Source organism: Actinoplanes sp. NPDC023714 (assembly GCF_040639855.1).
Classification (GTDB): Bacteria; Actinomycetota; Actinomycetes; order Mycobacteriales; family Micromonosporaceae; genus Actinoplanes.
The window spans coordinates 282,495-304,829 of the sequence record NZ_JBFAAR010000004.1 but is presented as its reverse complement, the minus strand read 5'-3'; the positions used below and the strand labels follow the sequence as shown (position 1 = coordinate 304,829).

Here is a 22,335-nt window from a genome sequence, read left to right as displayed (position 1 = left end):
ATTTCATGAAGCCCCGCGAACGCCCTCGGCCAGCTCGGCGCTGAGCGCGCGCAGCCGGTCCAGGCCGGTCGTGCGGTCCGGGGCGTCGAGCATGCACCGGATCAGGGCGCTGCCCACGATCACCCCGTCGGCGAACGCGGCCACCTCGGCGGCCTGCCTGCCGTTGCCGACGCCGAGCCCGACGCCGACCGGCAGGTCCGGGTCGATCTTCCGGATCCGGGAGACCAGCTCGGGCGCCTGCGAGGAGACCGAGGTCCGGGCGCCGGTCACGCCCATCAGCGCGGTGGCGTAGACGAAGCCCCGGCAGTTCTCCAGGGTCATCGCGATCCGCTCGTCGGTCGAGCTCGGCGCGACCAGGAACGTCCGGTCGATCCGGTGGGCGTCGGACGCGGCGATCCACTCCTGCGCCTCGTCCGGGATCAGGTCGGGCGTGATCAGCCCGGTGGCCCCGGCCGCCGCGAGGTCGCGGGCGAACGCGTCGACGCCGTACTTCTCGATCGGGTTCCAGTAGGTCATCAGCACCACGGTGGCGCCGGCCGACGAGACCGCGTCGATGATCTTCAGGGTGTCCCGGGTGCGGACCCCGTTCGCGAGCGCGATGTCGCTCGCCTTCTGGATCACCGGGCCGTCCATGACCGGGTCCGAGTACGGCAGCTCGACCTCGATGACGTCGCACCCGGACCGGTGCATCTCGATCATCTGCTCGATGCTGTCGTCCACCGTCGGGAAGCCGGCCGGCATGCAGCCGACCAGCACCGAGCGGTTCTCCGCCTTCGCCCGGGCGAACGTCTCCGAAATGCTCACGTGTTCTCCCCTGGGACGACGGTCTCGACCGGGTCGAGGATGCCGAAGTAGGCGCCGGCCGTGTGCACGTCCTTGTCGCCGCGGCCGGACAGGTTGACCACGATGGTCGGGGTCCGGCCGAGCTCCTCGCGCAGCCGCGGCGCGATCTTCGCGGCACCCGCGAGGGCATGCGCGCTCTCGATCGCGGGGATGATGCCTTCGGTACGGCAGAGCAGCTGGAACGCCGACATCGCCTCCGCGTCGGTCACCGGCTCGTAGGTGGCCCGCCCGGTGTCGTGCAGCCAGGAGTGCTCCGGCCCGACGCCCGGGTAGTCCAGGCCCGCCGAGATGGAGTGCGACTCGATGGTCTGGCCGTCGTCGTCCTGCAGCAGGTACGTCCGGTTGCCGTGCAGCACGCCGACCGACCCGCCGGTGATCGACGCGGCGTGCCGGCCGGTCTCCACGCCGTCGCCGCCCGCCTCGAAGCCGTACAGCCGCACCGACTCGTCGGGGACGAACGCGTGGAAGATGCCGATCGCGTTGGAGCCGCCGCCGACGCACGCCGCCACGGCGTCCGGCAGCCGGCCGGTCATCTCCAGGACCTGGGCCCGCGCCTCGACGCCGATGCCGCCGACGAAGTCGCGGACCAGCTCGGGGAACGGGTGCGGCCCGGCCGCCGTGCCCAGCAGGTAGTGCGTGGTGTCGACGGTGGTGACCCAGTCCCGGAGCGCCTCGTTGAGCGCGTCCTTGAGGGTCCGCGAGCCGTTCGTCACCGGTACGACGGTGGCGCCGAGCATCCGCATCCGCGCCACGTTCAGCGCCTGCCGCTCGGTGTCCATCTCGCCCATGTAGACCACGCACTCGAGGTCGAGCAGCGCGGCCGCCGTGGCGCTCGCGACACCGTGCTGGCCCGCGCCGGTCTCGGCGATGACCCGGGGCTTGCCCATCCGCTTGGCGAGCAGCGCCTGGCCCAGCACGTTGCGCACCTTGTGGGCGCCGGTGTGGTTCAGGTCCTCCCGCTTCAGCAGGATCTCCGCCCCCAGCGCCTCGGAGAGCCGGGTCGCCCGGTAGAGCAGCGACGGCACGCCGGCGTAGTTGAGCAGCAGGTCCTGGAACCGGGCCTGGAACTCCGGGTCGGCCTTGGCGGACCGGTACGCGGCGTCCAGCTCGTCGAGGGCCTTGATCAGCGCCTCCGGGACGAACCGGCCGCCGAACCGGCCGAAGTGCCCGGCTAGATCCGGTAGTGACGGCGCGGTCATCGGACCGGCCGCGGCGTCGCCGGGTGGTTGCCCGCGTTGACCAGCTCGGCCACCGCGTCGCGCGGGGACTTCTGGGTCACCAGGCCCTCACCGACCAGCACGGCGTCGGCGCCCGCCGACGCGTACCGGATCAGGTCGTGCGGGCCGCGCACGCCGGACTCGGCGATCTTGACCACGTTGTTCGGCAGGCCGGGCGCGATGCGCTCGAAGACCGAGCGGTCCACCTCGAGGGTGCGCAGGTCGCGGGCGTTCACCCCGATCACCTTCGCGTTGGCCTCCAGTGCCCGGTCGGCCTCCTCCTCGTTGTGCACCTCGACGAGGGCGGTCATGCCCAGCGACTCGATGCGCTCCAGGAGGCCGACAAGCACGTTCTGCTCGAGGGCCGCGACGATCAGCAGCACCAGGTCGGCGCCGTGGGCCCGCGCCTCGTGCACCTGGTAGCTGGAGACCACGAAGTCCTTGCGCAGAACCGGGATCTTCACCGACTTGCGTACGGCCACGAGGTCGTCCAGCGAGCCGCCGAACCAGCGGCCCTCGGTGAGCACGCTGATGCAGCGCGCGCCACCGGCCGCGTACTCCCCGGCCAGCTCGGCCGGGTCCGGGATGTCGGCGAGCGTGCCCTTGGACGGCGACGACCGCTTCACCTCGGCGATCACCGCCACGCCGGGCTTGCGCAGGGCCGCGTAGGCGTCGATCGCCGGCGGCGCCGCCGCCGCGAGCTCACGCACCTTCTCCAGCGGCGTGCGCTCCTGGCGTGCCGCTACGTCCTCCCGCACACCGGCGAGGATCTCCTCGAGAACGTTCTGCGGAGCCGCTCCGCGCTGCGCGGGGCCGCCACTGCCCGCTTCCGCCTGATCGGATGTCACGTAATGACTCCCCTCTCCGGGTGTCTTCGGCCCGATGCTAGGAGGTGACGACGGTCCCCGGGCTGCCGGGGTATGGCGCGCCTCACGGATTGGGCTGGGGCATAATGCCAGGCTGCCCGGCGCGGATGTCTCCTCCCTCACATCTGCTCCGATGCTGTCAAGCCGCTGTGCAGGGACCCCTCCCCCGAACGGTCGATACCACGGCGCGTTGACCCGACCGTCACCGTGCGGAAATAGGACTCCACCATCATGGGCGTGGGGCAGACTTGTCCCGGCGCCACAGTCCGAGGACGAGTGCGCCAGCCGGACGATGATGCGGAGCCGACCTCATGTCTCAGCCGTTGAACCCTCAGCAGCCGACGAATCTCGCCACCGTCTCCCGGACCCTCGTCGCTCTCGCGGCGGACGTCGTCACCGGCGTGCAGAAGGTGGTGGTCGGTCCCGGCAACGTGCGCACCGCGCGGGACAACGCGTGGGCGGCGATCCAGGCCGACCGTGCCCGCGCCGCGGCCCGTGCCGAGACGAGCCGCGCGGTGGCCGCGATGATCGCGACCAGTCCGCGCCGCCCCGCCCGGGCGAAGAAGATGGCCGCCGCCCGCTGAGGGAATGCCCCATATGGGTGATTCAGCGGACTGTCGGATCGTCCCCCCGGTCCAGCGCGTCCCAGAGTGACCGGGTATCGGTCTCCCCGGCCGCCGATCGGGCTACCGGCCGGTCCGGCGTCGCGGTGCTTCGTTCGTACCGGGCAGACATGGCCGACCACCGATGACCGTGACGCGCGGCAAGCAGGCCGCCCGCCGCGACGGCCGCGCCTCCCAGCACGCACGCCACCGGCCAGAGATAGGCCGAGGCGCCGGCCTCGCCGGCGTCGAGGGTGACGCGCGCCAGCACGCCGCCCACGACGATGGCCGCGCCGATCAGCGTGAGCAGCACGCCCAGCCCACGCCGCACCCTGCCGCGAGTCGCCAGCAGCGCGCCGGTCCCGGCCAGCGCCACCAGCGCGAGGCCGATCAGCCAGGGCTGCGACGCGGCGCCGGTCTGCTCGGTGCGCAGGTCGGAGAGGCCGGGCCGGATCTCCACCTGGACCGACCAGACCCGGGTCACGGCATAGAGGGTGAGCCCGCCGCCGGCCAGGCAGGCCAGGATCGACACCAGCTGGGAACGACGGCTCATCGGGCGGCGCGCAGCGTCTCGGCGGCGGCGATCGCGGCGAGCACCGCGGCCGCCTTGTTCCGGGTCTCCTGCTCCTCGGCGGCCGGGTCGGAGTCGGCCACGATGCCGGCGCCCGCGCCGACGTAGGCCACCCCGTCCTTGAGCAGCGCGGTCCGGATCGCGATCGCCATGTCCATGTCGCCGGCGAACCCGAAGTAGCCGACCGTGCCGCCGTAGAGGCCGCGCCGGGTCGGCTCGAGCTCCTCGATGATCTCCATGGCCCGGACCTTCGGCGCGCCGGAGAGCGTCCCGGCCGGGAACGTCGCGGCGAGCGCGTCGAACGCCGACCGGTCCTCGCGCAGCCGGCCGACCACCGTGGACACGATGTGCATGACGTGGCTGTAGCGCTCGATGCGGGCGAACTCCGGCACCTCGACCGAGCCCGGCTCGCTGACCCGGCCCAGGTCGTTGCGGCCCAGGTCGACGAGCATGACGTGCTCGGAGCGCTCCTTCGGGTCGGCGAGCAGCTCGGCGGCGAGCGCGGCGTCCTGCTCCGGGGTGGCGCCGCGCCAGCGGGTGCCGGCGATCGGGTGCAGCAGCGCGGTGCGGTTCGCGCTGACCTTGAGGTGCGCCTCCGGCGAGGACCCGACGATGTCGAAGTCGTCGAAGCGGAGCAGGTACATGTACGGGCTCGGGTTGGTGGCCCGCAGGACCCGGTAGACGTCGAGCGCGTTCGCGTCGGTCGGGCGCTCGAACCGCTGCGCCACCACGATCTGGAAGCACTCGCCGGCCCGGATCGCCTCCTTCGCGCTCTCCACCGCCTTCTGGTACTCCCCCGGCGCGGTCCGGCTCACCGGCTCGCCGGTCGGCCGCCGCTCCACCGTGGAGACCATCGGCGGGGTCGGCCGGGACAGCGCCGTCGTCATCGCGTCGAGCCGGCCGATCGCCTGGTGGTAGGCGGCGCGCCGGGCCGCCTCGCCGGCGTCCTCGGCGAGCACCGCGTTCGCCACCAGCAGGGCCGAGCCCTCGTGGTGGTCGAGCACGACGAGGTCGGTGGCGAGCATCATGCCGAGCTCGGGCAGGGGCACGTCGTCGGTCGCGGTGGAGGGCAGCCGCTCGAAGCGCCGCACCAGGTCGTAGCTGAGATAGCCGACCATGCCACCGGTGAGCGGCGGAAGATCCTCGTCGGGTTGCGCTCCGGCGGTCAGCGCGGCCACCGTCTCGCGCAGGGCCGCGACAGGATCACCCCCCAGGGGTACGCCGTCAGGCGGCGTCCCCAGCCACTCCGCCTCTCCGTTCCTCTCCACCAGCGTGGCGGCGCTGCGGACCCCGATGAACGAGTAGCGCGACCAGGCGACGCCCTGCTCCGCCGACTCCAGCAGGAAGGTCCCCGGCCCGCCGGCCAGCTTGGTGTAGACACCGACCGGCGTCTCACCGTCTGCGAGCAGCTTGCGGGTGACCGGCACGACCCGTTTCCGGCTGCGCAGGAAGTCCGCCTCGCTGGGGGTGGTGGCTCCGCTCGTCATTCCTCCCCCTCCTTCTCCAGCTTCTCCAGCGCAAGATCGTCGGTGAAGCAGGTGTGCGTGCCGTTGTGGCAGGCCGCGCCGGTCTGCACGACGGTGACCAGCAGCGCGTCGCCGTCGCAGTCCAGCGACACCCGCTTCACGTGCTGGTGGTGGCCGGACGTCGCGCCCTTCACCCAGTACTCCTGGCGGCTCCGGGACCAGTACGTGGCACGGCCGGTCGCGAGGGTGCGGCGCAGCGCCTCGTCGTCCATCCAGCCGAGCATCAGCACCTCACCGGTGCCGTGCTCCTGCACGACCGCGGCGACCAGTCCGTCGGGATTGCGCTTGAGCCTCGCGGCGATCGCCGGGTCGAGGGTCGTCTCTGTTTCGGGTACGGGCACGGACTGGATTCTCCCCCATCGGCTCGCGGACCGGTAACGCCCCGCGGAGGGCCCACGATCCGGTAACCGGGGGTGTGCTGGGCCTTGCGGAGCGGTACCGTCGCCCCAGCGCGCGCTCATGCCTGACTGCCCGGCGCCTGCCGTCTCGGTCGTTTCCGGACCGCCTCCGGCGGGCGCGCACCCGCAACGGGAGTGGTGAAAACCGAGATGGAGCCGACGTCCAGCCCCGACAACACCCGGCCCTCGCCCGGCCTCGCCCGGTTCTGGCAGGTCCGCCCGGACGCGGACACGCCCGCCCCGGCGGCCCGCCCGGCCGGGGAGGACGCGGAGATGATGGCGCTCGGCTCCCGCCCCAAACCGGAACAGCCTCTGGAGACCCCGGCCGATCTGCTCACCGGCTTTGGCGTCCGGCCGGCCGTGCCCACCCCACGGTCCTCCCCCGCCGACCCCTTCGGCCTGAACCGCGCGGGCCGGCGCTCCGCTCAGCGCCAGCCCGCAGGCGGTCGCCCGTCCCCGGCGCCGCCGGCCCGCGATACTGATCACTCAGCCCCGGCGGACGAGCGGCCCCAGCCCGTCCAGGACGTAAAGTCCCAGGGGCCCGAGGCCGGCGAGCAGTCGCCGGGCCGGGACGGCGCGTTCGGCGGATTCCGTCTCGGCGGGACCGGGCGGTTCCTGTTCGGCGGCCGGGGTGCGGCCGCCGAGTCCCCGGGAAAGGCGTCCGGCCAGGAACGGGACGGGCGCGCCGGCGGCGCGAACGCCGGGGAAGCCGACCCGGAACCGGACGAACCTCCGGTTGCGGAACCGGCCGAACCCGGCGACCCTCTAGGCGCCGGCAAAGCCGATCAGGACGGCCGGGACACCTCGGCCGACCAGACGGAACAGGACGACTCGGCCGGACCGATCGGACAGGACGGCTCGGCCGGCCGGACCGGACAGGACGGCTCGGCCGGCCGGACCGGACAGGACGGTCTGGACGACTCGGCCGGACGGACCGGACAGGACGGCCGGGACGCCTCGGCTGACCGGACCGGACAGGACGACTCGGCCGGACGGGCCGGCGAGGGCGGCGGGGACGACCAGGCCGACAGGGCCGAACAGCCGGACGGCGAGGAGCCGGACGGAGCGACACCGGCGGACGAACCCGCGGCGGAGACGACCGCGGACGCCGACCAGGACGCCGCCGACGGGGCGGGGCCCAGTGACGAGAACGGACGTGAGGACATGAACGGACGGGCAGGAGCGCCCGGCTACGCCCAGACCGGCGAGGTGGCAGGCCTCGACGGCACGGCGGCAGCGGGCGACGCGGGCGAGGAGAGCCCGGCCTCGGACGGCGCTTCGCGTACCGCCGCCGGCTGGGCGTCGGTGCCGAGTGCGAACCACCCGGTCACGCCGACCTCGGGGAACCCGGCGCCCGCCCAGGTCTCGAGCAGCCCGATCTCCGGCAGCCCGATGTCCGGCAGCGCGAGCGCCTCGGTCTCGGGCGCTCCGGCGTCCGGTGTGCCCGCCTCCGGTGTGCCCGCGCCTGGTCTGGCCGGCTCCGGTGTGCCCTCGCCCGGCCTGGCCGGCTCCGGTGTGCCCGGGTCGGCTGTGCCCGCGTCCGGGATTCCGGTGTCCGGTGGGCCGGCTCCCGACCCGCTGGCTGCCGGTGTCCCGGTCTCGCCCGGCTTCGCCTACCCGCCGGTGCCGAACTTCACGCCGGACCACCCGGCCGTCACGCTCGAACCGGTCTCCGGCATGCCGCTCGACGACGACGCCGCCTTGCCCGAGGGGGACGCGGGACCGTTCGGTGACTTCGGCGACCCGGGTCGCTTCCCGGACGCCGGCCAGGGTCCCGGCGACAACGGCCGGGTGTCCGGCGTGGCCCGGCCCACCGGCTTCGACCGGCCTTCCGGCTTCGGCCGTCCCTCCACCGCGGCGCAGGCCTCCGACGGCGACCGGCCCTCCAACACGGACCGGGCCAACACGGATCGGGCCAACACGGATCGGGCCTCCAACACCGACCGGGCCTCCAGCGCCGACCGGGCCTCCGACGGCGACCGGCCCTTCGGCACCGCGGAACTCTCCGACGGCGATCGGGGCTTCGAGGGCGACCGGTCCTTCGACAACGGCCGGCCGGCCGGCGAGGCGCCCACCTCGGGCGGTCCGGCGGTCTCCAGCGCGAAGGCCGCGGCGATCCAGTTCCCGACCGTGCAGATCCCGGCGACGCGTACCCCGTCGGACTCCCCGGTGGACCGCTCGGACGACACGCCGGCCGCCGACCCCGCCCTCGGATTCCACCCGGGCGGGTACGCGCCGAGCGGCTACCCGCTGGGCCGGTCCCCCGAGGCGTTCGGCGTGGCGTCGGTCACCCCGGCCGCGCCCGGGATCGGATCGGTGACGCCGCCGCCGGCCGAATTCCCGTCCTTCCCGTTCCCGGAGAACGGAGCGTTTCCGCAGAACGGAGCCTTCCCGGAGAGCAGCGCGTTCCCGGAGAACGGCGTGACCGGCCACGCGGTCGGCGCCCGCCGCGGTTTCGAGGACGACGAGCCGATCGCGCCGCGGCGCTCGGCCAGCCTCGAGGACGCCGAGCCGGTGCGCCGCCCGGGCCGACGGTCGGCGGCCGAGGAGGAGACCGCGGCCGGTGAGGCCGAGATCACCCGGACGGTCTGGGACGAGGACGCGGCCCGGCACTTCCGGGCGGCGTGGCACGAGGTGAAGGCGGAGTTCGTCGACGACCCGGTCAACGCGCTCACCCGGGCGCACGACCTGCTCACCGACGCGGTGAACGAGCTCACCGAGGTGCTGCTGGCCGAGCGGGACGACCTGGACCCGCTGCGCGGCGGCACCCCGGACACCGAGAGCATGCGGATGGCGATGCGGAACTACCGCGAATTCCTGGAGCGCATCCTCTCCCTCTAGCTCCCGCCCTCTCGCGAGGACGGAAACGCGAGGACGGAAACGCGAGGAAGAGGAAGGAAGAAAAAGTGTGCTCTGCCGGCCGCGGCACCGGCCGGCAGAGCACGAGGTGGGATTCCGCAGCCCGACGGCGGCAGAAGGGGGCTGCGGGATCCCACCCGTCAGCGGGCCGCGTCAGGCGGCGGTGTGATCCGCGGCGCTGCTGTCCGGCGTGCAGCGGCGGCACAGGATCGGGTGCAGCAGGTGAGCCAGGTCGTGCCGGTCGGTGACCGGGCGCGGGAAGGCCAGGCGGGCGCTGCGCTTGCCCATCCGGACCAGGAAGCCGTACCGGTCCATGCGCACCACGCGCGGCTCGTCGCCGGGCCGGGCGGCCGCGCCGAGCTGGCGCTTCACGTAGTCGCTCATCTCCTCGACGTGGTGGTCGGCCAGGTCGGCGATGAGGTCGAACTCGACGGCGCGCAGCGGGTCCGGGGTGGCCTCCGCGTAGTCGTCCGGGTCGATCTCGACGAGGTTCTCGTGGCGCTCGTACCGCACCTCGGCCACGTCCATCCGGTAGAGCGTCTGGCTCTCGCCGATGTCGAGCAGGTCGCCGCAGGCGTCGGTGTCGGCGTAGTCGAGCGCGGCGGCCCGGGCGTCCTCGCCGGTGAGCCGGGCGGCCCAGCCGGACACCCAGACCCGGCCGAGCGACGGCGAGGCGGCCATCGGCGGCACGTCCCGGATGTCCAGGACGAGGGCGGTGTCGTCGTTCCCGTCTTGTGGCCGCAGCGCGGTGGCGAGGGTACCCTCGCTGGGCACTAGCAGAAGCACGCGTCCCTGTGCGTCGGTCACGTGCCGGACCGGAACCGGTCCGGGACGGCAGGCGATGTGGGCGACGGCGGGCAGGTGACCGGCGGCGAGCGTGCGCGCGATCTCGGCGGGACTGGGTTGCATGACGAGCACCTCCGGGCACCGGTTAGGCTTACCTAAGTTAGGCAAGGCTTACCGTAACAGGAGATCTCTGTTGAACAACTCTCGACCCAAGGCGAAGCTCTCGCGGGCGCTGGGAATCCCTCTGACGCGCAAGTGCGTCAAGTACTTCGAGCGCCGCCCGTTCCCGCCGGGCGTCCACGGCCGTGGCCGCCGCAAGAGCTCGGACTACCAGGTCCGTCTGCTGGAGAAGCAGCGCCTCCGCCACCAGTACAACATCAGTGAGGTCCAGATGCGGGCCGCGTACGACGCCGCCCACAAGGCTGAGGGCAAGACCGGCGAGACCATGGTCACGCTGCTCGAGCGCCGCCTCGACGCGACCGTCTTCCGCGCCGGCTTCACCCGGACCATCTACCAGGCCCGCCAGCTGGTCGTGCACGGCCACTTCACCGTGGACGGCAAGAAGGTGGACCGCCCCGGCTACAAGCTGAAGCCGGGTCAGGTCATCGAGGTCAAGGAGACCAGCCGCTCGAAGCCGCCGTTCCAGATCGCCGCGACCGGCACCCACATCGATGGGCCGACCGCGCCGTACCTGTCGACGGTTCTCGAGGAGCTGCGCACCACCGTGGTCCGGGCGCCGCAGCGCTCCGAGGTCCCGGTCCTCTGCGACGAGCAGCTGGTCGTGGAGTACTACGCCCGCTGATGAAGCGGCTCACGAATCGCTGAGATGGCGGGTTTCCCGCCGCGGTTGCCCGGCTCCTGAGGGGCCGGCAGCAGCCGCGGCGGGCGACGCGCCTATCTCACCGGGAACCACATCCGGTCAGCGCGTCTGTTCCAACCAGCTGGCGTAGAGCTTGGCGTAGATAGAACCCTCCTCGGCGACGAGGCGTGCGTGCGGGCCGCGTTGCACGACGCGGCCCGCGTCCACGACGATCACCTCGTCGGCGGCCTGGGCCGTCGACAGCCGGTGCGCGATCGCCACCGTGGTCCGTCCGCGGGTGACCAGGTCGAGCGCGTGCTGCAACCGCACCTCGGTGGCCGGGTCCACCGCGCTGGTCGCCTCGTCGAGCACCAGCAGATCCGGGTCGGCCACGTACGCCCGGACCAGCGCCACCAGCTGCCGCTCCCCCACGCTGAGCGCTTCGCCGCGCTCGCCCACCGGGGTCTCGAGCCCGTCCGGCAGCCCGGCCAGCCAGTCCCCGAGCCCCAGCTCCGTGAAGGCGTCCCGGAGCTGCTCGTCGGTCAGCGACGGCTCGGCGAACCGGATGTTCTCGGCCACCGTCGCGTCGAACAGGAATCCGTCCTGCGGCACCATCACCACCCGCGAGCGCAGCGACGAGAAACGTACGCCGGTGAGCGGCACCCCGCCGAGCAGCACCGCGCCGCCGACCGGGTCCATCAGGCGGGTCAGCAGCTTCGCGAAGGTGGTCTTGCCACTGCCGGTCTCGCCCACCACGGCGACCTTGGTCCGCGCCGGGATCTCCAGGTCGACGTCGGCGAGCACGATCGGCCCGCCCGGGTACCGGAACGACACGTCCGCGAACCGGACCCCGAGCGGACCCGCCGGCAGTGCCACACCGCTGTCGTCCGGGTCGGCGACGTCCGGCTCCACGTCGAGCACGTCGAGGATGCGGCGCCAGCCGGCCACCGCGTTCTGCGCCTCGTTCAGCATGTCGGTGGCGATCTGCACCGGCTGGATGAAGAGCGTCACCAGGAACAGGAACGCGGTGAGCTGCCCGGCCGTGAGGCCGCCGTCCACGCCGAGCAGGGTGCCCACCACGACCACCCCGGCGAGCGCCAGGCCGGCGCCGATCTCGCCGCTGGAGAAGCTGGTCACGCTGGTCTTGAGCGCCTTCTGCTGGGCCAGCCGCAGGTCCTCGATCGAGGAGTCGAGCCGCTCGCCGGTGCGGTCCGCCACCCCGTACGACCGGATCACCGTGGCGCCGACGACGCTCTCCGCCACGGCGCCGAGCATCACCCCGGTGCGCTCGCGGACCGCGCGGTAGACCGCCGCGAGCCGCTTCTGGAAGAGCCGGATCACCGCGACCGCCGGCCCGAAGGCGAGCAGCACCACGATGGTGAGCTGCCACGAGTAAATCGCCATCACCACCGTCGACACGATCAGCTGGCCGCTCGCGAGCAGCAGCTGGATGCCGCCGGTCTGCAGGAACGTGGAGATCTGGTCGACGTCGCTGGTCACCCGGGACACCATCGAGCCGCGCCGCTCGGACTGCTGGTGCAGCATCGACAGGTCGTGGATGTGCCGGAACGTCCGGGACCGCAGCGAGCCGAGCGCCGTCTCGCTCACGGTGAACAGCCGCCGGGTCATCAGGTACCCGCAGACCGTCGAGACGAGCAGCGCGAGCAGGGTGAGCGCCACCACCGAGAGGACGACCCGGGGGTTCGGGCCGCCGGGGGCGTTGACGCCGCGGTCGATGCCCTGCTGCACGGCGATCGGCACGGCGACCCGGCCGCTCATCTGCAGCAGCGCGAGACCGACCGTGCCGGGCAGGCCGGTCCGGAGCTCCGGGGAGAGCGCGAGCCCCCGCTTGATCGTGGCGAGCGTGCCGTCCGTCACTGCTGATCCGCTTTCTCGTACGCCGTGACCAGGTCCCGGTAGCCGGGCTGGGTCGCCATCAGCTCGAGGTGGGTGCCGGTCGCGACGACCCGGCCCTGGTGCAGGTAGACCACCCGGTCGGCGAGCGCGATGGTGGCCCGCCGGTACGCCACGACCAGGATCGAGGTGCCGGAGTCCCGGTCGCGCAGCGCGCCCAGGATGGCGGCCTCGACCCGCGGGTCGACCGCGCTGGTGGCGTCGTCGAGCACGAGCAGGCGGGGCCGGCCGGCGAGCGCGCGGGCCAGGGTGAGCCGTTGGCGCTGGCCGCCGGAGAGCGAGGTGCCGCGCTCGCCCACCTCGGTGCCGAGCCCGTCCGGCAGGCCGCCGACGAATCCGTCGGCCTGGGCCAGCCGCAGCGCGTGCCAGACCTCGTCGTCGGTGATGCCGTCCCGGTCCAGCGAGATGTTGCCGCGCACGGTGTCGTCGAAGACGAACGGGATCTGCGGCACCAGCGCGGTGGCCCCGGCCAGCGCCGAGCCGGCCAGATCGGGCAGTTTCACGCCGTCGATCGCCACGCTGCCGGACTCCGGGTCGACGAGCCGGACCGCGAGCGAGGCGATCGTGGACTTGCCGGAGCCGGTCGCGCCGACCAGCGCGACGGTCTGGCCGGCGGGGACCGTGAATGTCACGTCGGTGAGCACCGCCGGACCATTCGCGTAGCGGTAGTTCACCTGCTCGAAGGTGAGCTCGGCCGGGCCGGTGCCGGGGACCGTGCTCCGCCCGTACGGAAGATCGCCTGACGCCGAAAGCACCGCCTGGACCCTCTCCCATCCGGCCACGCTGCGCGGCAGCTCCCCGACCACCCACCCGATCGCGCGCACCGGGAAGGCCAGCACCGTGAAGAGGAACGCGACGCTGACGAGCTCGGCCACGCTGATCGCGCCGGTCTGCAGACGCCAGGTGCCGATCAGCAGCACGGCGAGGGTGCCGACGCTGGGCAGGCTGTCCATGAGCGGGTCGAAGACGCCGCGCAGCCGGCCCACCGCGATCAGCGCGTCGCGCAGCTCGGCGACGAAGACGCCGAACCGGCGCGACTCGTCGGCCTCCCGGCCCATCGTCTTGACCACGAGCGCGCCGTCGAAGCTCTCGTGCGCGACCGCGCTGACCTTGGCACGCATCCGCTGGGCGTGGATCTGCCGCGGCGACATCCGGCGGGAGTAGGCCAGGTTCAGCGCGAACAGCGTCGGGAAGAGCGCGACGCCGACCAGGGCGAGCACCCAGTCGGTGGCGAAGAGGACGATCATCGCGCCGGCGATCATCACGATGGTGCCGACCGCGAACGGCAGCGGCGCGATCGGGACGAACGCCGCCTCGACGTCGGAGTTCGCGTTGGAGAGCAGCGTCCCGGTGGCGTGCTTCTGGTGCCAGGAGGGCGGCAGCGACAGATAGCGCCGGGTCACCGCGCGGCGATATCGGGCCTGGAGCCGGAACTGCATGTAGCCGGCGCCGAGACGACGGCCGAAGATGCTCGCCACCCGCAGTCCGCTGATGCCCACGAGGATCGCCACGATCGACGCGAGCGAGGCGGTGGTCACGCTCCCCGCGGCGAACGCCGGCACGACGACGTGGCCGGTCACAAAGCCGATCACGTACGAGTTGGCGATGATCAGCAGGCCGAAGAGGCTGCTGCCGATCGTGCCGATGACGAAGAGCCGTGGTTCGGTACGGATCGCGTGGCCGAGCACCCGGAGTCCCCGTACCAGCACGTCACTGCCGGCCTTGCCGCTCAATTTCCTACCCGACCTGGTAAGCGTTCGCCGGGGCACCCGGCCTTACCTTCCCATCCTGCCCGCTACACAGGTTGTTTACATTGTGTGCAGCGTTACAGCGGCTAGGATCGACAGGTGACGAATCATGCCCGCCGGGAACGCGCTCTCCTCGCCGACCTGCTGCTCGCCGAGGGCCCGGACGCGCCGACTCTCTGCGAGGGCTGGACCACCCGCGACCTGGCCGCGCACCTGGTGGTCCGGGAGCGGAGGCCTGATGCCTCGGCAGGCGTCATGATCAAACCCTTGGCCGGGTACGCGGAGAAGGTCCGCCTCGCCCGCGCCGCCCTCCCCTATGAACGACTCGTGGCCGAGCTTCGCACCCCACCCTCCTGGGGACCGCTGACCAACCCGGTCGTCGACCCGCTCGCCAACACCCTCGAGTTCTTCATCCACCACGAGGACGTGCGCCGCGCCGGCCCGTCCTGGGAGCCCCGCGCGCTGCCGCCGGACTTCGAGGCGACCATCTGGCGCAACGTGAAGCTGATCGCCCGGGTGTCGCTGCGCCGCCTCGGGGTCGCCGCCACGGTCGCCCCGACCGGCCTGCCCCCGGTGTCCTTCGGCTCTCCCGAGCAGGTCCGGATCGCGGGTCCGGCGGGCGAGCTGGCGGTCTTCTTCTTCGGCCGGCAGCGCGCCGCCCGGGTGACCGTCGAGGGCGACCCGGCCGTCGTCGAGCGGCTCCGGACGGCCAAGCTCGGCGTCTAGCGATTGGCCCATCCAGACCGGGCGTAATTGGCTCGATCGCTGGGCCGATCGCCGCTTAGGTTCGGGCCATGAACAACCGCACCGGCCTCTCCGTCTCCCAGGGCGCCGCGCTCTCCGTCGGCGCCGTCCTCGGCACCGGGCTGATCTCCCTGCCCGCGCTCGCCGCCGAGGTGGCCGGCCCGGCCTCGCTCCTCGCCTGGCTCGCCCTGATCATCCTCTCCGCACCCCTGGCCTGGACGTTCGCGGCGCTCGGCGCCCGGCACCCGGACAGCGGCGGCGTCTCCACCTATGCCCGGCTGGCCTTCGGCCCCCGGGTCGCCGCGGCCGTCGGCTGGTGCTTCTACTTCGCGGTGCCGCTCGGCGCGCCGGTCGCGGCCGCGTTCACCGGCGGCTATGTGGCCGACGTGATCGGCGGCGGCTGGACCACCGAGTTCGTCACGTTCCTGGCCATCGTCGGAACCGCCTTCGCGATGAACTGGTTCGGCCTCCGGATCTCCGGCCGGGTCCAGCTCGTCCTCTCCGCCTCGCTGGCCGGCCTCCTCGTCGTCACCGTGGTGGCGGCCCTCCCGCACGCCCGCTGGGAGAACGCGCAGCCGTTCGCCCCGCACGGCTGGACCGGGATCGGCGCGGCCGCGGCCATCCTGGTCTGGGGCTTCGCCGGCTGGGAGGCGCTGTCCTCGCTCTCCGCCGAATACCGGAACCCGCAGCGCGACGTCCCCCGCGCCACCATGATCGCGGTGCTGCTCGTCGGCGTCCTCTACCTCGCCGTCGCCGCGGTCAGCGTGCTGGCCCTCGGCCCGGCGCTGGCCGGCAGCCGCGCACCCCTCGCCGACCTCCTCGCGATCGGCCTCGGCGGCCCGGTCCGGATCGTCACGGCCGTCGTCGCCGTGGTCCTCACCCTCGGCGCGGTCAACGCGTACTACGCCGGCGCCAGCCGCCTCGGCGCCGCCCTCGCCGCCGAGGGCGCCCTGCCCGCCCGCGTCTTCGGCACCCAGCGGCGGGCGATGACGTTCATCCTGGCCGGCAGCGTCGTCGCGGCCCTGCTCCGCCTCGACCTGAACACCGCGGCCCTCCTGGTGACCGGCTGCTTCACCCTGGTCTACGTGATCGGCACGGCGGCCGCCCTCCGCCTCCTGCCGGCCGGCCGGCCACGCGTCGTGGCGGGCACCGCCTTCGTCGCGGTGGTCGCCCTCCTCTGGCTCAACGGAAAGCCCGCCCTCCTGTCGCTGGCCATCGCCGCGGGAGCAGTCCTCTACCAGACGATCCGTTCCCGCTTCGCCCCCGGCCGGCGCCCACAGCACGAACCGGCGCCGCCTTTCGAGCCGGTGCCGCATTCTGAGCCGGTGCCGCCTTCTGAGCCGGCTGCCCAGCCGCTCGCCGCGCCAACCCCCGAGCCGGCTGCAGCCCAGCGCTCCTGAAAGCGCTCCCCACCGACAACAGGCTGCAGCCACCGCCGATCAACAACCGGCTGCAGCCCACCACTCCAGAAACCACCCGCTCTCCGAAAGCAATGCGGCTAAAGCGTCCTGGCCAGCTGGGATAGTCCCTCGTCGATCACGGCGGGGTCGACCGCGCCGAACCCGAGCACCAGCCCCGGCTGGACCGCGACGCCCGGGGGCACATAGTCGCCGAGGTGGTCGAGCGCCACCCCGGCCCGCCGGGCGGCCGCGACGATCCGCGCCGGATCCCGCGCCCGCGAACCCGAGCCGGCGCGGGAGGAGGAAACGGGCCGCAGGAGAGCGGTCACGTGCAGGCCGGCCGCCGACGGGACGACCTCCACGCCCGGCATCTCATGGAGGCCGGCCACGATGCGGGCATGGCGGTCGGCGTAGGCGCGGCGGGCTCGGCGCACGTGACGGGCCAGTTCGCCGTCGTCGATGAAACGGGCCAGGGCTGCCTGGACGGCCGTCTGCCCGTACCCGTCGCTCAGTTGTCTCGCGGCGATCAGCGCAGGCCGCAGTCCTGGCGGGACCAGCACGAAGCCGGTGCGGAGGGCCGGCAGCATGCACTTGGAGAAGGTGCCGACGTAGAGGACGCGGCCGCTGCCGTCGAGCGTGCGGAGCGGCTCCAGCGGACGGGCCGAGAAGCGGAACTCGCTGTCGTAGTCGTCCTCCACGATGGCGGCCCGGCGGCGGCGCGCCCAGTCGAGGAGCTCGTGCCGGCGGGCCAGGCTCATCACCCGGCCGAGCGGGAACTGGTGGGACGGCGTCACGTAGACGAGCCGCGCCGCGGCCGGGAGGTCCGCGACGACCAGGCCCTCCTCGTCGACCGGTACGCCGGCCACGCGGACGCCGAGGGATGCGAAGAGGCGGCGGGCCGGCGGATAGCCGGGTTCCTCGACGGCGACGACGTCGCCGGGGCGCAGCATCACCCGGGCGATCAGGTCGAGCGCGTGCTGGGTGCCGTTCGTGACCACTACGTCGTCGGCGGTGGTACGGACCGAGCGGGCGTAGCCGAGGTAGCGCGCGATCGCCGCCCGCAGGGCCGGGTGGCCGGCCGGATCCCCGTACGTCCCGGGGTTGTTCGCCCGCAGGCGGAGTTCCGCGCCGACCAGCCGCCGCCAGGTGTCGAACGGGAACAGCGACGGATCCGGGATCCCGGTACGGAAGTCGTAGCGCGGCTTCGGCACTGAACCGCTGGCCGGCAGCGGGGTGAGCGTCCACCCGGCACGCGGCCGCAGCGGATCGGCGACCGGCCGGGCCGCCCGCACCGAAGCGGGCCCGGACGCCACGAACGTGCCGGCCCCGACCTTCGCGATGAGGTGGCCCTCGGCCGCGAGGCGTTCGTACGCCCCGGCCACGCTGCCCCGGGAGACGCCCAGGTCGGCGGCGAGCACCCGGGTCGCCGGCAGCCGATGACCGGCCGGCGCCCGCCCGTCGGCGATGGCGGAGCGCAGGGCGCGGTAGACCGCGGCGGTCGTCCCGCCGCCCCCGGGCTCGACCTCGATCACCAGATCCACGGGCTGGACCTCACATGTGGGCTGACTAGGATAGAGGGCGTTCCGCCGGTGAAGTTGGTTGATCCCGCAGTCTAGCCGTGGTGCCGGACACACATTACCCTGCGGTAACACCGACGTTACTAGCTCTCCGTTCAGGTCGAAGGCGGCGCCCGATATGGCTCTCGAGGTTCCCTACCGGTCAATTCCGGACATGCTCTTCCAGCGCGTGGCGAAAACCCCCGATGCCCGGGCTCTCGCGCGTCCCAACGCGACCGACACCGGCCCGGAGTGGCTGACCTGGCGCGAGGTCGGCGAGCGGGTCCGCGCCATCGGCGCCGGCCTGCGCGAGCTGGGCGTCGGCCTGGAGGACCGGGTCGCGATCCTCTCCAACACCCGCCTCGAGTGGGTCCTCGCCGACCTCGGCATCAACGTGGCCGGCGCGGCCGCCACGACGGTCTACCCGACCACCGAGCCCGAGGACACCGCGTTCATCGTCACCGACTCCGGGTCGAAGGTGCTGATCGCGGAGAACGCCAAGCAGGCGCTGAAGATCGCCGGCGCGGAGACCGCCGTGACCAAGGTCGTGGTGATCGACGGCCCGGCCGACGCCGGCGCCACCCCGCCGCAGATCACCCTGGCCGAGCTGGAGGCGCTGGGCGCCTCGGCGCTCAAGGCGAACCCGTCGCTCATCGACGACGTGGTGGCCCAGCTCGGGCCGGACAACGTCGCCACCCTGATCTACACCTCGGGCACGACCGGCCGCCCCAAGGGCGTCGTGCTGCTGCACAAGGGCTGGACCTGGGAGGGTGTCGCGCAGGAGGACCTGGGCCTGTTCTCCCCGGACGACCTGCACTACCTCTGGCTGCCGATGTCGCACGCGTTCGGCAAGACGCTGCTCTGCGGCATCCTGCACGTGGGCGTGCCGACCTACGTGGACGGCCGGGTCGACAAGCTGATCGACCTGCTCGCGGTGATCAAGCCGACGCTGATGTGCGCCCCGCCCCGCATCTTCGAGAAGGTCTACAACAAGACCGTCACGAGCGGCACGAGCGGCGGCGGCCTGAAGCCGAAGATCTTCGCCTGGGCGGTCGCGACCGGCAAGAAGAAGGTCGCGCTCGAGCAGGCCGGCAAGCCGGTCCCGGCGGGGCTCAGGATGCAGTACGCGATCGGCGAGAAGCTGGTCTTCTCGAAGCTTCAGCAGAAGCTCGGCGGCAACCTGAAGGTGCTGGTCAGCGGCTCGGCGGCGCTGAGCCGGGACATCTCGGAGTTCTTCGCGGCGGCGAACCTGCCGATCCTCGAGGGCTACGGCATGACCGAGGCCTGCGCGGCCAACTTCGTGAACCGCAACGGCCGCCTGAAGATCGGCACGGTCGGCGAGGCGGTGGGCGACCTGGAGGTCCGCATCGACACCGACGGCGAGGTGCTGCTGCGCGGCGCGCCGGTGATGCGGGGCTACCACAACCTGCCGGAGGCCACCGCCGAGGCGTTCACCGAGGACGGCTTCCTGCGTACCGGTGACATCGGCGAGCTCGACGCCGACGGCTACCTCAAGATCACGGACCGGAAGAAGGACCTGGTCAAGACGTCCGGCGGCAAGTTCATCGCGCCGTCGTCGATCGAGGGTCAGTTCAAGGCGGTCTGCCCGTACACCTCGCAGGCGATCGTGATCGGCCAGAACCGGAACTTCGTCACCATGCTGATCGCCCTCGACGAGGACGCGATCAAGACGTGGGCCGAGGGCACCCCGCTGGCCGGCAAGAGCTACGACGAGATCGTGGCGGCGCCGGAGACGGAGAAGCTGGTCGAGGGCTTCATCGCCGAGCTCAACGCCAAGCTGAACCGCTGGGAGACGATCAAGAAGTTCGCGATCCTCCCGCGCGACCTCAGCATCGAGGCGGGCGAGGTCACCCCGTCCATGAAGATCAAGCGGCGCAGCGTCGAGACGAACTTCGCCGAGCAGATCGACAAGATGTACGCGGGATCCCTCGCGCAGCTCTGACCGGTGGTTTGCTGGGACCGTGACGATTTCCACGATCACGGTCCCGGTCGCCGACCTGGAGAAGGCGAAGGCCCTCTACCGCGCCCTGCTCGGCGTGGAGCCCTCCGCCGAGCACGGTTACCACGTCGCCTTCCGCCCGCCGGGCGCGCCGGAGGTCGCTCTCGATCCGCACGGTGACGTGGCGGCCGGCCCGATCGTCTATTGGCGCACCGACGACATCGCGGCCGCTGTCGCGGCCTTGGTGGTGGCGGGGGCCTCCGAGGAACGCTCACCCCACGAGGTGGGTCAAGGCGCGTTCATGGCAACGGTACGGGATACCGAAGGTCACCTGATCGGCCTCCACCAGCCCGCGACCGCCTGATCAGGTGATCACGGCGGGCGTCCGCCAGGTCGGCCGCGGGGCGTGGTCGAGGTCGTGGCGGACCGCCGAGATGCGGCGCACCGACTCGACGAGGTCGTCGGCGGCGAGGGTGAACGGCAGCCGCAGGAACCGTTCCAGCGTGCCGTCCAGGCCGAACCGGGGACCGGGCGCAAGCCGTACCCCGAGGTCTTCCGCTGCCCGGGAAAGGGCGCTCGAAATCGGCCCGTCGAGCTCGGCCCAGAGCGTCACCCCGCCGGCCGGGACGATGAACCGCCACTCGGGCAGCATCTCCCGGATCGCCGCCACCAGGGCGTCCCGGCGGAACCGCAGCTGGGCCCGCCGCGCCGCGACGATCTCCGGGGCGAGGCGCAGCAGGTGCACGGCGACCAGTTGCTCCAGGACCGGGCTGCCCATGTCGACGCCGACCCGGATCGCGGCGAGGCGCTGCACGAGCGGCGCCGACGCGCGCACCCAGCCGATCCGCAGGCCACCCCAGTACGCCTTGCTCATCCCGCCGATCGAGGTGACCCGCGAATGCCTGTCGAACAGGGCCACCGGCGGCGGCATCTCCTGGCCCTCGAGCGGCAGGTCGACGAAGGACTCGTCGACGACCAGCTCGGCCCCGGCCGCGTGCGCCCCGGCCACGAGACGTTCACGCAGCTCGGCCGGCATGAGGTGGCCGGTCGGATTGTGGAACTCCGGGATCACGTACGCGAGGCGCGGCCTGGTCTGGCGCAGCGCGCCGAGGAGCATCTCGGAGTCCCAGCCGGTCTCGATGTCGAGCCCGTGGGTGCTGATCCGGGCCCGGCGGGCGGCCAGGGCGGCGAGCGCGTTCGGATAGGTGGGCGTCTCGACGAGCACCGGTGAGCCGACCGGCACGGAGAGGCGCAGCACCAGGTCGAGGGCCTGCTGGGTGCCGCTGGTGATCATGATCTGCTCGGGGCTCGTCGGGACACCCCGGGCCGTGTACGACTCCGCGACCGCGGCCCGGAGCTCGGGCAGGCCGGTCGGGTGGTACCCGGCGCTGCCCAGATAGCGTGGCAGGTCGTCGGCGGCGGCGCGGGCGGCCGGCACCAGCTCGACCGGAGCGGCGGACGCGGCGCAGCCCAGGTCGATCATGTCGAGGTCGTCGTCCGGGGTCCACAGACCGGAGGTGGCGACGCGGTGCCCGTTCGGCAGCGTCGTCCAGCTGCCGGCCCCGCGGCGGCTGGTGAGGTGGCCGGTCTCGCGCAGCGACCGGTACGCCGCCGACACGGTGGTCCGGCTGACCGCGAGCGCCTCGGCCAGTTCCCGCTCGGCGGGCAGGCGCACGCCGAGCGCCAGCCGGCCGTCGGCGAGCAGGCCGCGGACCGAGCCGGCCAGCGCGGCGTAGTCCGGGCTGCGACGCCGGCCCGGCAGTGAGTGCCACCGACCCAGCAAGCGGGCCAATTGATCGCCTCGCACCGACGTTGTCATAGCCACCTCCACTCGATTGGCACTTTAACATCCGCCAATTGGCATCAAGAGTGGCAGCATGGACCTCTTTCGGCGCGTGCCACAACTGTTCGTCGGCCTGATCCTCTACGGCGTCTCGATGGCCCTCATGATCGAATCCGATCTGGGCCTCAACCCGTGGGACGTGTTCCACCAGGGACTCGCCGAGGTGACCGGCGTCAGCTTCGGCTGGGTCGTGCTGCTCACCGGCATACCGGTGCTGCTGCTCTGGATCCCGCTGCGGCAGCGCCCCGGATTCGGCACGGTGGCGAACCTCGTGGTGGTCGGCTTCGCGGCCGACGCGGCCCTCGCCGTGCTCCCGGCCGGCGGCCCGATCCCGGCCCGCGTCGGCTACCTGGTCGGCGGCATCCTGCTCAACGGCTTCGCCACCGGCCTCTACATCGGCTCCCGGATGGGACCCGGCCCGCGCGACGGCCTGATGACCGGGCTGGCCGGCCGGTTCCCGCGGATCCCGCTGCGGGTGATCCGCACCGGCATCGAGCTCACCGTGCTGGCGGCCGGCTTCCTGCTGGGCGGCACGGTCGGGATCGGGACCATCGCGTACGCCCTGGCGATCGGCCCCCTGGTCCACCTGTTCCTGCCGAAGCTCACCGTCCCGGCACGCGCGCCCCGGGATCGGGAGCCGACAACGGTCCGGTGATCATCCGGACACATTCGCTTCCCGGTGACGCAACCACACGGCATCATT

At 72.8% G+C, this 22,335-nt stretch carries 19 protein-coding genes; 8 read left to right on the top strand and 11 right to left on the bottom strand.

Translation table 11 applies throughout. The features are described 5' to 3' along the window. Positions 1 to 3 precede the first annotated feature (3 nt). Genes trpA through trpC form a run of 3 tightly spaced genes read right to left on the bottom strand, consistent with a single transcriptional unit; the run spans position 4 to position 2,830 of the window. The gene (gene trpA, locus AB0G10_RS20725) at positions 4 to 804 is read right to left on the bottom strand and encodes a tryptophan synthase subunit alpha (RefSeq protein ID WP_360923807.1); all 801 of its coding nucleotides are present in this window, start codon (positions 802 to 804) and stop codon (positions 4 to 6) included. After that, positions 801 to 2,042 carry a tryptophan synthase subunit beta gene (trpB, locus tag AB0G10_RS20720; RefSeq protein WP_360923804.1) on the bottom strand — a complete coding sequence of 414 codons (1,242 nt, stop codon included), beginning with the start codon at positions 2,040 to 2,042 and terminating at the stop codon, positions 801 to 803. The genes trpA and trpB overlap by 4 nt, the downstream gene beginning before the upstream one ends. Beyond that, entirely contained in the window at positions 2,039 to 2,830 is a 792-nt protein-coding gene (trpC, locus tag AB0G10_RS20715; protein WP_041830607.1) for an indole-3-glycerol phosphate synthase TrpC, read from the bottom strand. The genes trpB and trpC overlap by 4 nt, the downstream gene beginning before the upstream one ends. Positions 2,831 to 3,237: 407 nt before the next feature. On the opposite strand from trpC, the gene AB0G10_RS20710 reads away from it, so the two are divergent. After that, on the top strand, positions 3,238 to 3,510 hold the full coding sequence (locus AB0G10_RS20710; protein WP_360923801.1) for a hypothetical protein: 273 nt from the start codon (positions 3,238 to 3,240) through the stop codon (positions 3,508 to 3,510). A 22-nt stretch (positions 3,511 to 3,532) separates the two neighbouring features. Here the strand turns inward: AB0G10_RS20710 and AB0G10_RS20705 are convergent, their stop codons facing one another. The 3 genes from AB0G10_RS20705 to hisI are packed head-to-tail and all read right to left on the bottom strand — an operon-like array spanning position 3,533 to position 5,966. Beyond that, positions 3,533 to 4,081, bottom strand: a complete 549-nt coding sequence (locus tag AB0G10_RS20705; RefSeq protein ID WP_360923798.1) for a Trp biosynthesis-associated membrane protein — start codon at positions 4,079 to 4,081, stop codon at positions 3,533 to 3,535. Continuing rightward, positions 4,078 to 5,586: an anthranilate synthase component I gene (locus AB0G10_RS20700; RefSeq protein ID WP_360923795.1), complete on the bottom strand. Its 1,509-nt coding sequence runs from the start codon at positions 5,584 to 5,586 to the stop codon at positions 4,078 to 4,080. The genes AB0G10_RS20705 and AB0G10_RS20700 overlap by 4 nt, the downstream gene beginning before the upstream one ends. After that, positions 5,583 to 5,966: a phosphoribosyl-AMP cyclohydrolase gene (gene hisI, locus AB0G10_RS20695; protein ID WP_360923792.1), complete on the bottom strand. Its 384-nt coding sequence runs from the start codon at positions 5,964 to 5,966 to the stop codon at positions 5,583 to 5,585. The genes AB0G10_RS20700 and hisI overlap by 4 nt, the downstream gene beginning before the upstream one ends. 207 nt (positions 5,967 to 6,173) lie before the next feature. Here hisI and AB0G10_RS20690 point away from each other — a divergent pair, with 207 nt between their 5' ends. Beyond that, entirely contained in the window at positions 6,174 to 8,864 is a 2,691-nt protein-coding gene (locus AB0G10_RS20690; RefSeq protein WP_360923789.1) for a hypothetical protein, read from the top strand. A 171-nt stretch (positions 8,865 to 9,035) separates the two neighbouring features. Here the strand turns inward: AB0G10_RS20690 and AB0G10_RS20685 are convergent, their stop codons facing one another. Next, positions 9,036 to 9,791: a DUF2470 domain-containing protein gene (locus AB0G10_RS20685; protein WP_360923786.1), complete on the bottom strand. Its 756-nt coding sequence runs from the start codon at positions 9,789 to 9,791 to the stop codon at positions 9,036 to 9,038. 70 nt (positions 9,792 to 9,861) lie between these two features. Here AB0G10_RS20685 and rpsD point away from each other — a divergent pair, with 70 nt between their 5' ends. Continuing rightward, the gene (rpsD, locus tag AB0G10_RS20680) at positions 9,862 to 10,470 is read left to right on the top strand and encodes a 30S ribosomal protein S4 (protein WP_014441675.1); all 609 of its coding nucleotides are present in this window, start codon (positions 9,862 to 9,864) and stop codon (positions 10,468 to 10,470) included. Between the two features lie 117 nt (positions 10,471 to 10,587). Here rpsD and AB0G10_RS20675 read toward each other — a convergent pair whose 3' ends face one another. Together AB0G10_RS20675 and AB0G10_RS20670 are read right to left on the bottom strand one after the other, a co-directional pair. Further along, complete coding sequence (locus tag AB0G10_RS20675) at positions 10,588 to 12,345, bottom strand: ABC transporter ATP-binding protein (protein ID WP_360923783.1); 1,758 nt, start codon at positions 12,343 to 12,345, stop codon at positions 10,588 to 10,590. Further along, positions 12,342 to 14,090 (bottom strand): ABC transporter ATP-binding protein, encoded by a 1,749-nt coding sequence (locus tag AB0G10_RS20670; protein WP_360924976.1) that lies wholly within the window; start codon positions 14,088 to 14,090, stop codon positions 12,342 to 12,344. The genes AB0G10_RS20675 and AB0G10_RS20670 overlap by 4 nt, the downstream gene beginning before the upstream one ends. Before the next feature lie 138 nt (positions 14,091 to 14,228). Between AB0G10_RS20670 and AB0G10_RS20665 the strand changes: the two genes are divergently transcribed. Further along, positions 14,229 to 14,855, top strand: a complete 627-nt coding sequence (locus tag AB0G10_RS20665) for a TIGR03085 family metal-binding protein (RefSeq protein ID WP_360923780.1) — start codon at positions 14,229 to 14,231, stop codon at positions 14,853 to 14,855. A 68-nt stretch (positions 14,856 to 14,923) separates the two neighbouring features. After that, a complete protein-coding gene (locus AB0G10_RS20660; RefSeq protein ID WP_360923777.1) occupies positions 14,924 to 16,273 on the top strand; it encodes an amino acid permease in 1,350 nt (449 codons plus the stop codon). 98 nt (positions 16,274 to 16,371) lie between these two features. On the opposite strand, the gene AB0G10_RS20655 is transcribed toward AB0G10_RS20660, so the two are convergent. After that, a complete protein-coding gene (locus AB0G10_RS20655; RefSeq protein ID WP_360923774.1) occupies positions 16,372 to 17,814 on the bottom strand; it encodes a PLP-dependent aminotransferase family protein in 1,443 nt (480 codons plus the stop codon). 154 nt (positions 17,815 to 17,968) lie between these two features. On the opposite strand from AB0G10_RS20655, the gene AB0G10_RS20650 reads away from it, so the two are divergent. Both AB0G10_RS20650 and AB0G10_RS20645 read left to right on the top strand, forming a co-directional pair. Further along, entirely contained in the window at positions 17,969 to 19,792 is a 1,824-nt protein-coding gene (locus AB0G10_RS20650; RefSeq protein ID WP_360923771.1) for a long-chain fatty acid--CoA ligase, read from the top strand. Positions 19,793 to 19,811: 19 nt separating this feature from the next. Next, a complete protein-coding gene (locus AB0G10_RS20645; RefSeq protein ID WP_360923768.1) occupies positions 19,812 to 20,153 on the top strand; it encodes a VOC family protein in 342 nt (113 codons plus the stop codon). Here AB0G10_RS20645 and AB0G10_RS20640 read toward each other — a convergent pair whose 3' ends face one another. Continuing rightward, entirely contained in the window at positions 20,154 to 21,608 is a 1,455-nt protein-coding gene (locus AB0G10_RS20640) for a PLP-dependent aminotransferase family protein (RefSeq protein ID WP_360923766.1), read from the bottom strand. A gap of 58 nt (positions 21,609 to 21,666) precedes the next feature. Here AB0G10_RS20640 and AB0G10_RS20635 point away from each other — a divergent pair, with 58 nt between their 5' ends. Continuing rightward, positions 21,667 to 22,287 carry a hypothetical protein gene (locus AB0G10_RS20635; protein ID WP_360923763.1) on the top strand — a complete coding sequence of 207 codons (621 nt, stop codon included), beginning with the start codon at positions 21,667 to 21,669 and terminating at the stop codon, positions 22,285 to 22,287. The last annotated feature ends 48 nt before the right edge of the window (positions 22,288 to 22,335 follow it).

Bases quoted from the DNA above. Each gene is read 5' to 3' on its own strand.
- trpB (WP_360923804.1), bottom strand. From the start codon at position 2,042: ATGACCGCGCCGTCACTACCGGATCTAGCCGGGCACTTCGGCCGGTTC.
- AB0G10_RS20710 (WP_360923801.1), top strand. From the start codon at position 3,238: ATGTCTCAGCCGTTGAACCCTCAGCAGCCGACGAATCTCGCCACCGTC.
- AB0G10_RS20705 (WP_360923798.1), bottom strand. From the start codon at position 4,081: ATGAGCCGTCGTTCCCAGCTGGTGTCGATCCTGGCCTGCCTGGCCGGC.
- AB0G10_RS20700 (WP_360923795.1), bottom strand. From the start codon at position 5,586: ATGACGAGCGGAGCCACCACCCCCAGCGAGGCGGACTTCCTGCGCAGC.
- AB0G10_RS20690 (WP_360923789.1), top strand. From the start codon at position 6,174: ATGGAGCCGACGTCCAGCCCCGACAACACCCGGCCCTCGCCCGGCCTC.
- AB0G10_RS20685 (WP_360923786.1), bottom strand. From the start codon at position 9,791: ATGCAACCCAGTCCCGCCGAGATCGCGCGCACGCTCGCCGCCGGTCAC.
- AB0G10_RS20660 (WP_360923777.1), top strand. From the start codon at position 14,924: ATGAACAACCGCACCGGCCTCTCCGTCTCCCAGGGCGCCGCGCTCTCC.
- AB0G10_RS20650 (WP_360923771.1), top strand. From the start codon at position 17,969: ATGGCTCTCGAGGTTCCCTACCGGTCAATTCCGGACATGCTCTTCCAG.
- AB0G10_RS20640 (WP_360923766.1), bottom strand. From the start codon at position 21,608: ATGACAACGTCGGTGCGAGGCGATCAATTGGCCCGCTTGCTGGGTCGG.
- AB0G10_RS20635 (WP_360923763.1), top strand. From the start codon at position 21,667: ATGGACCTCTTTCGGCGCGTGCCACAACTGTTCGTCGGCCTGATCCTC.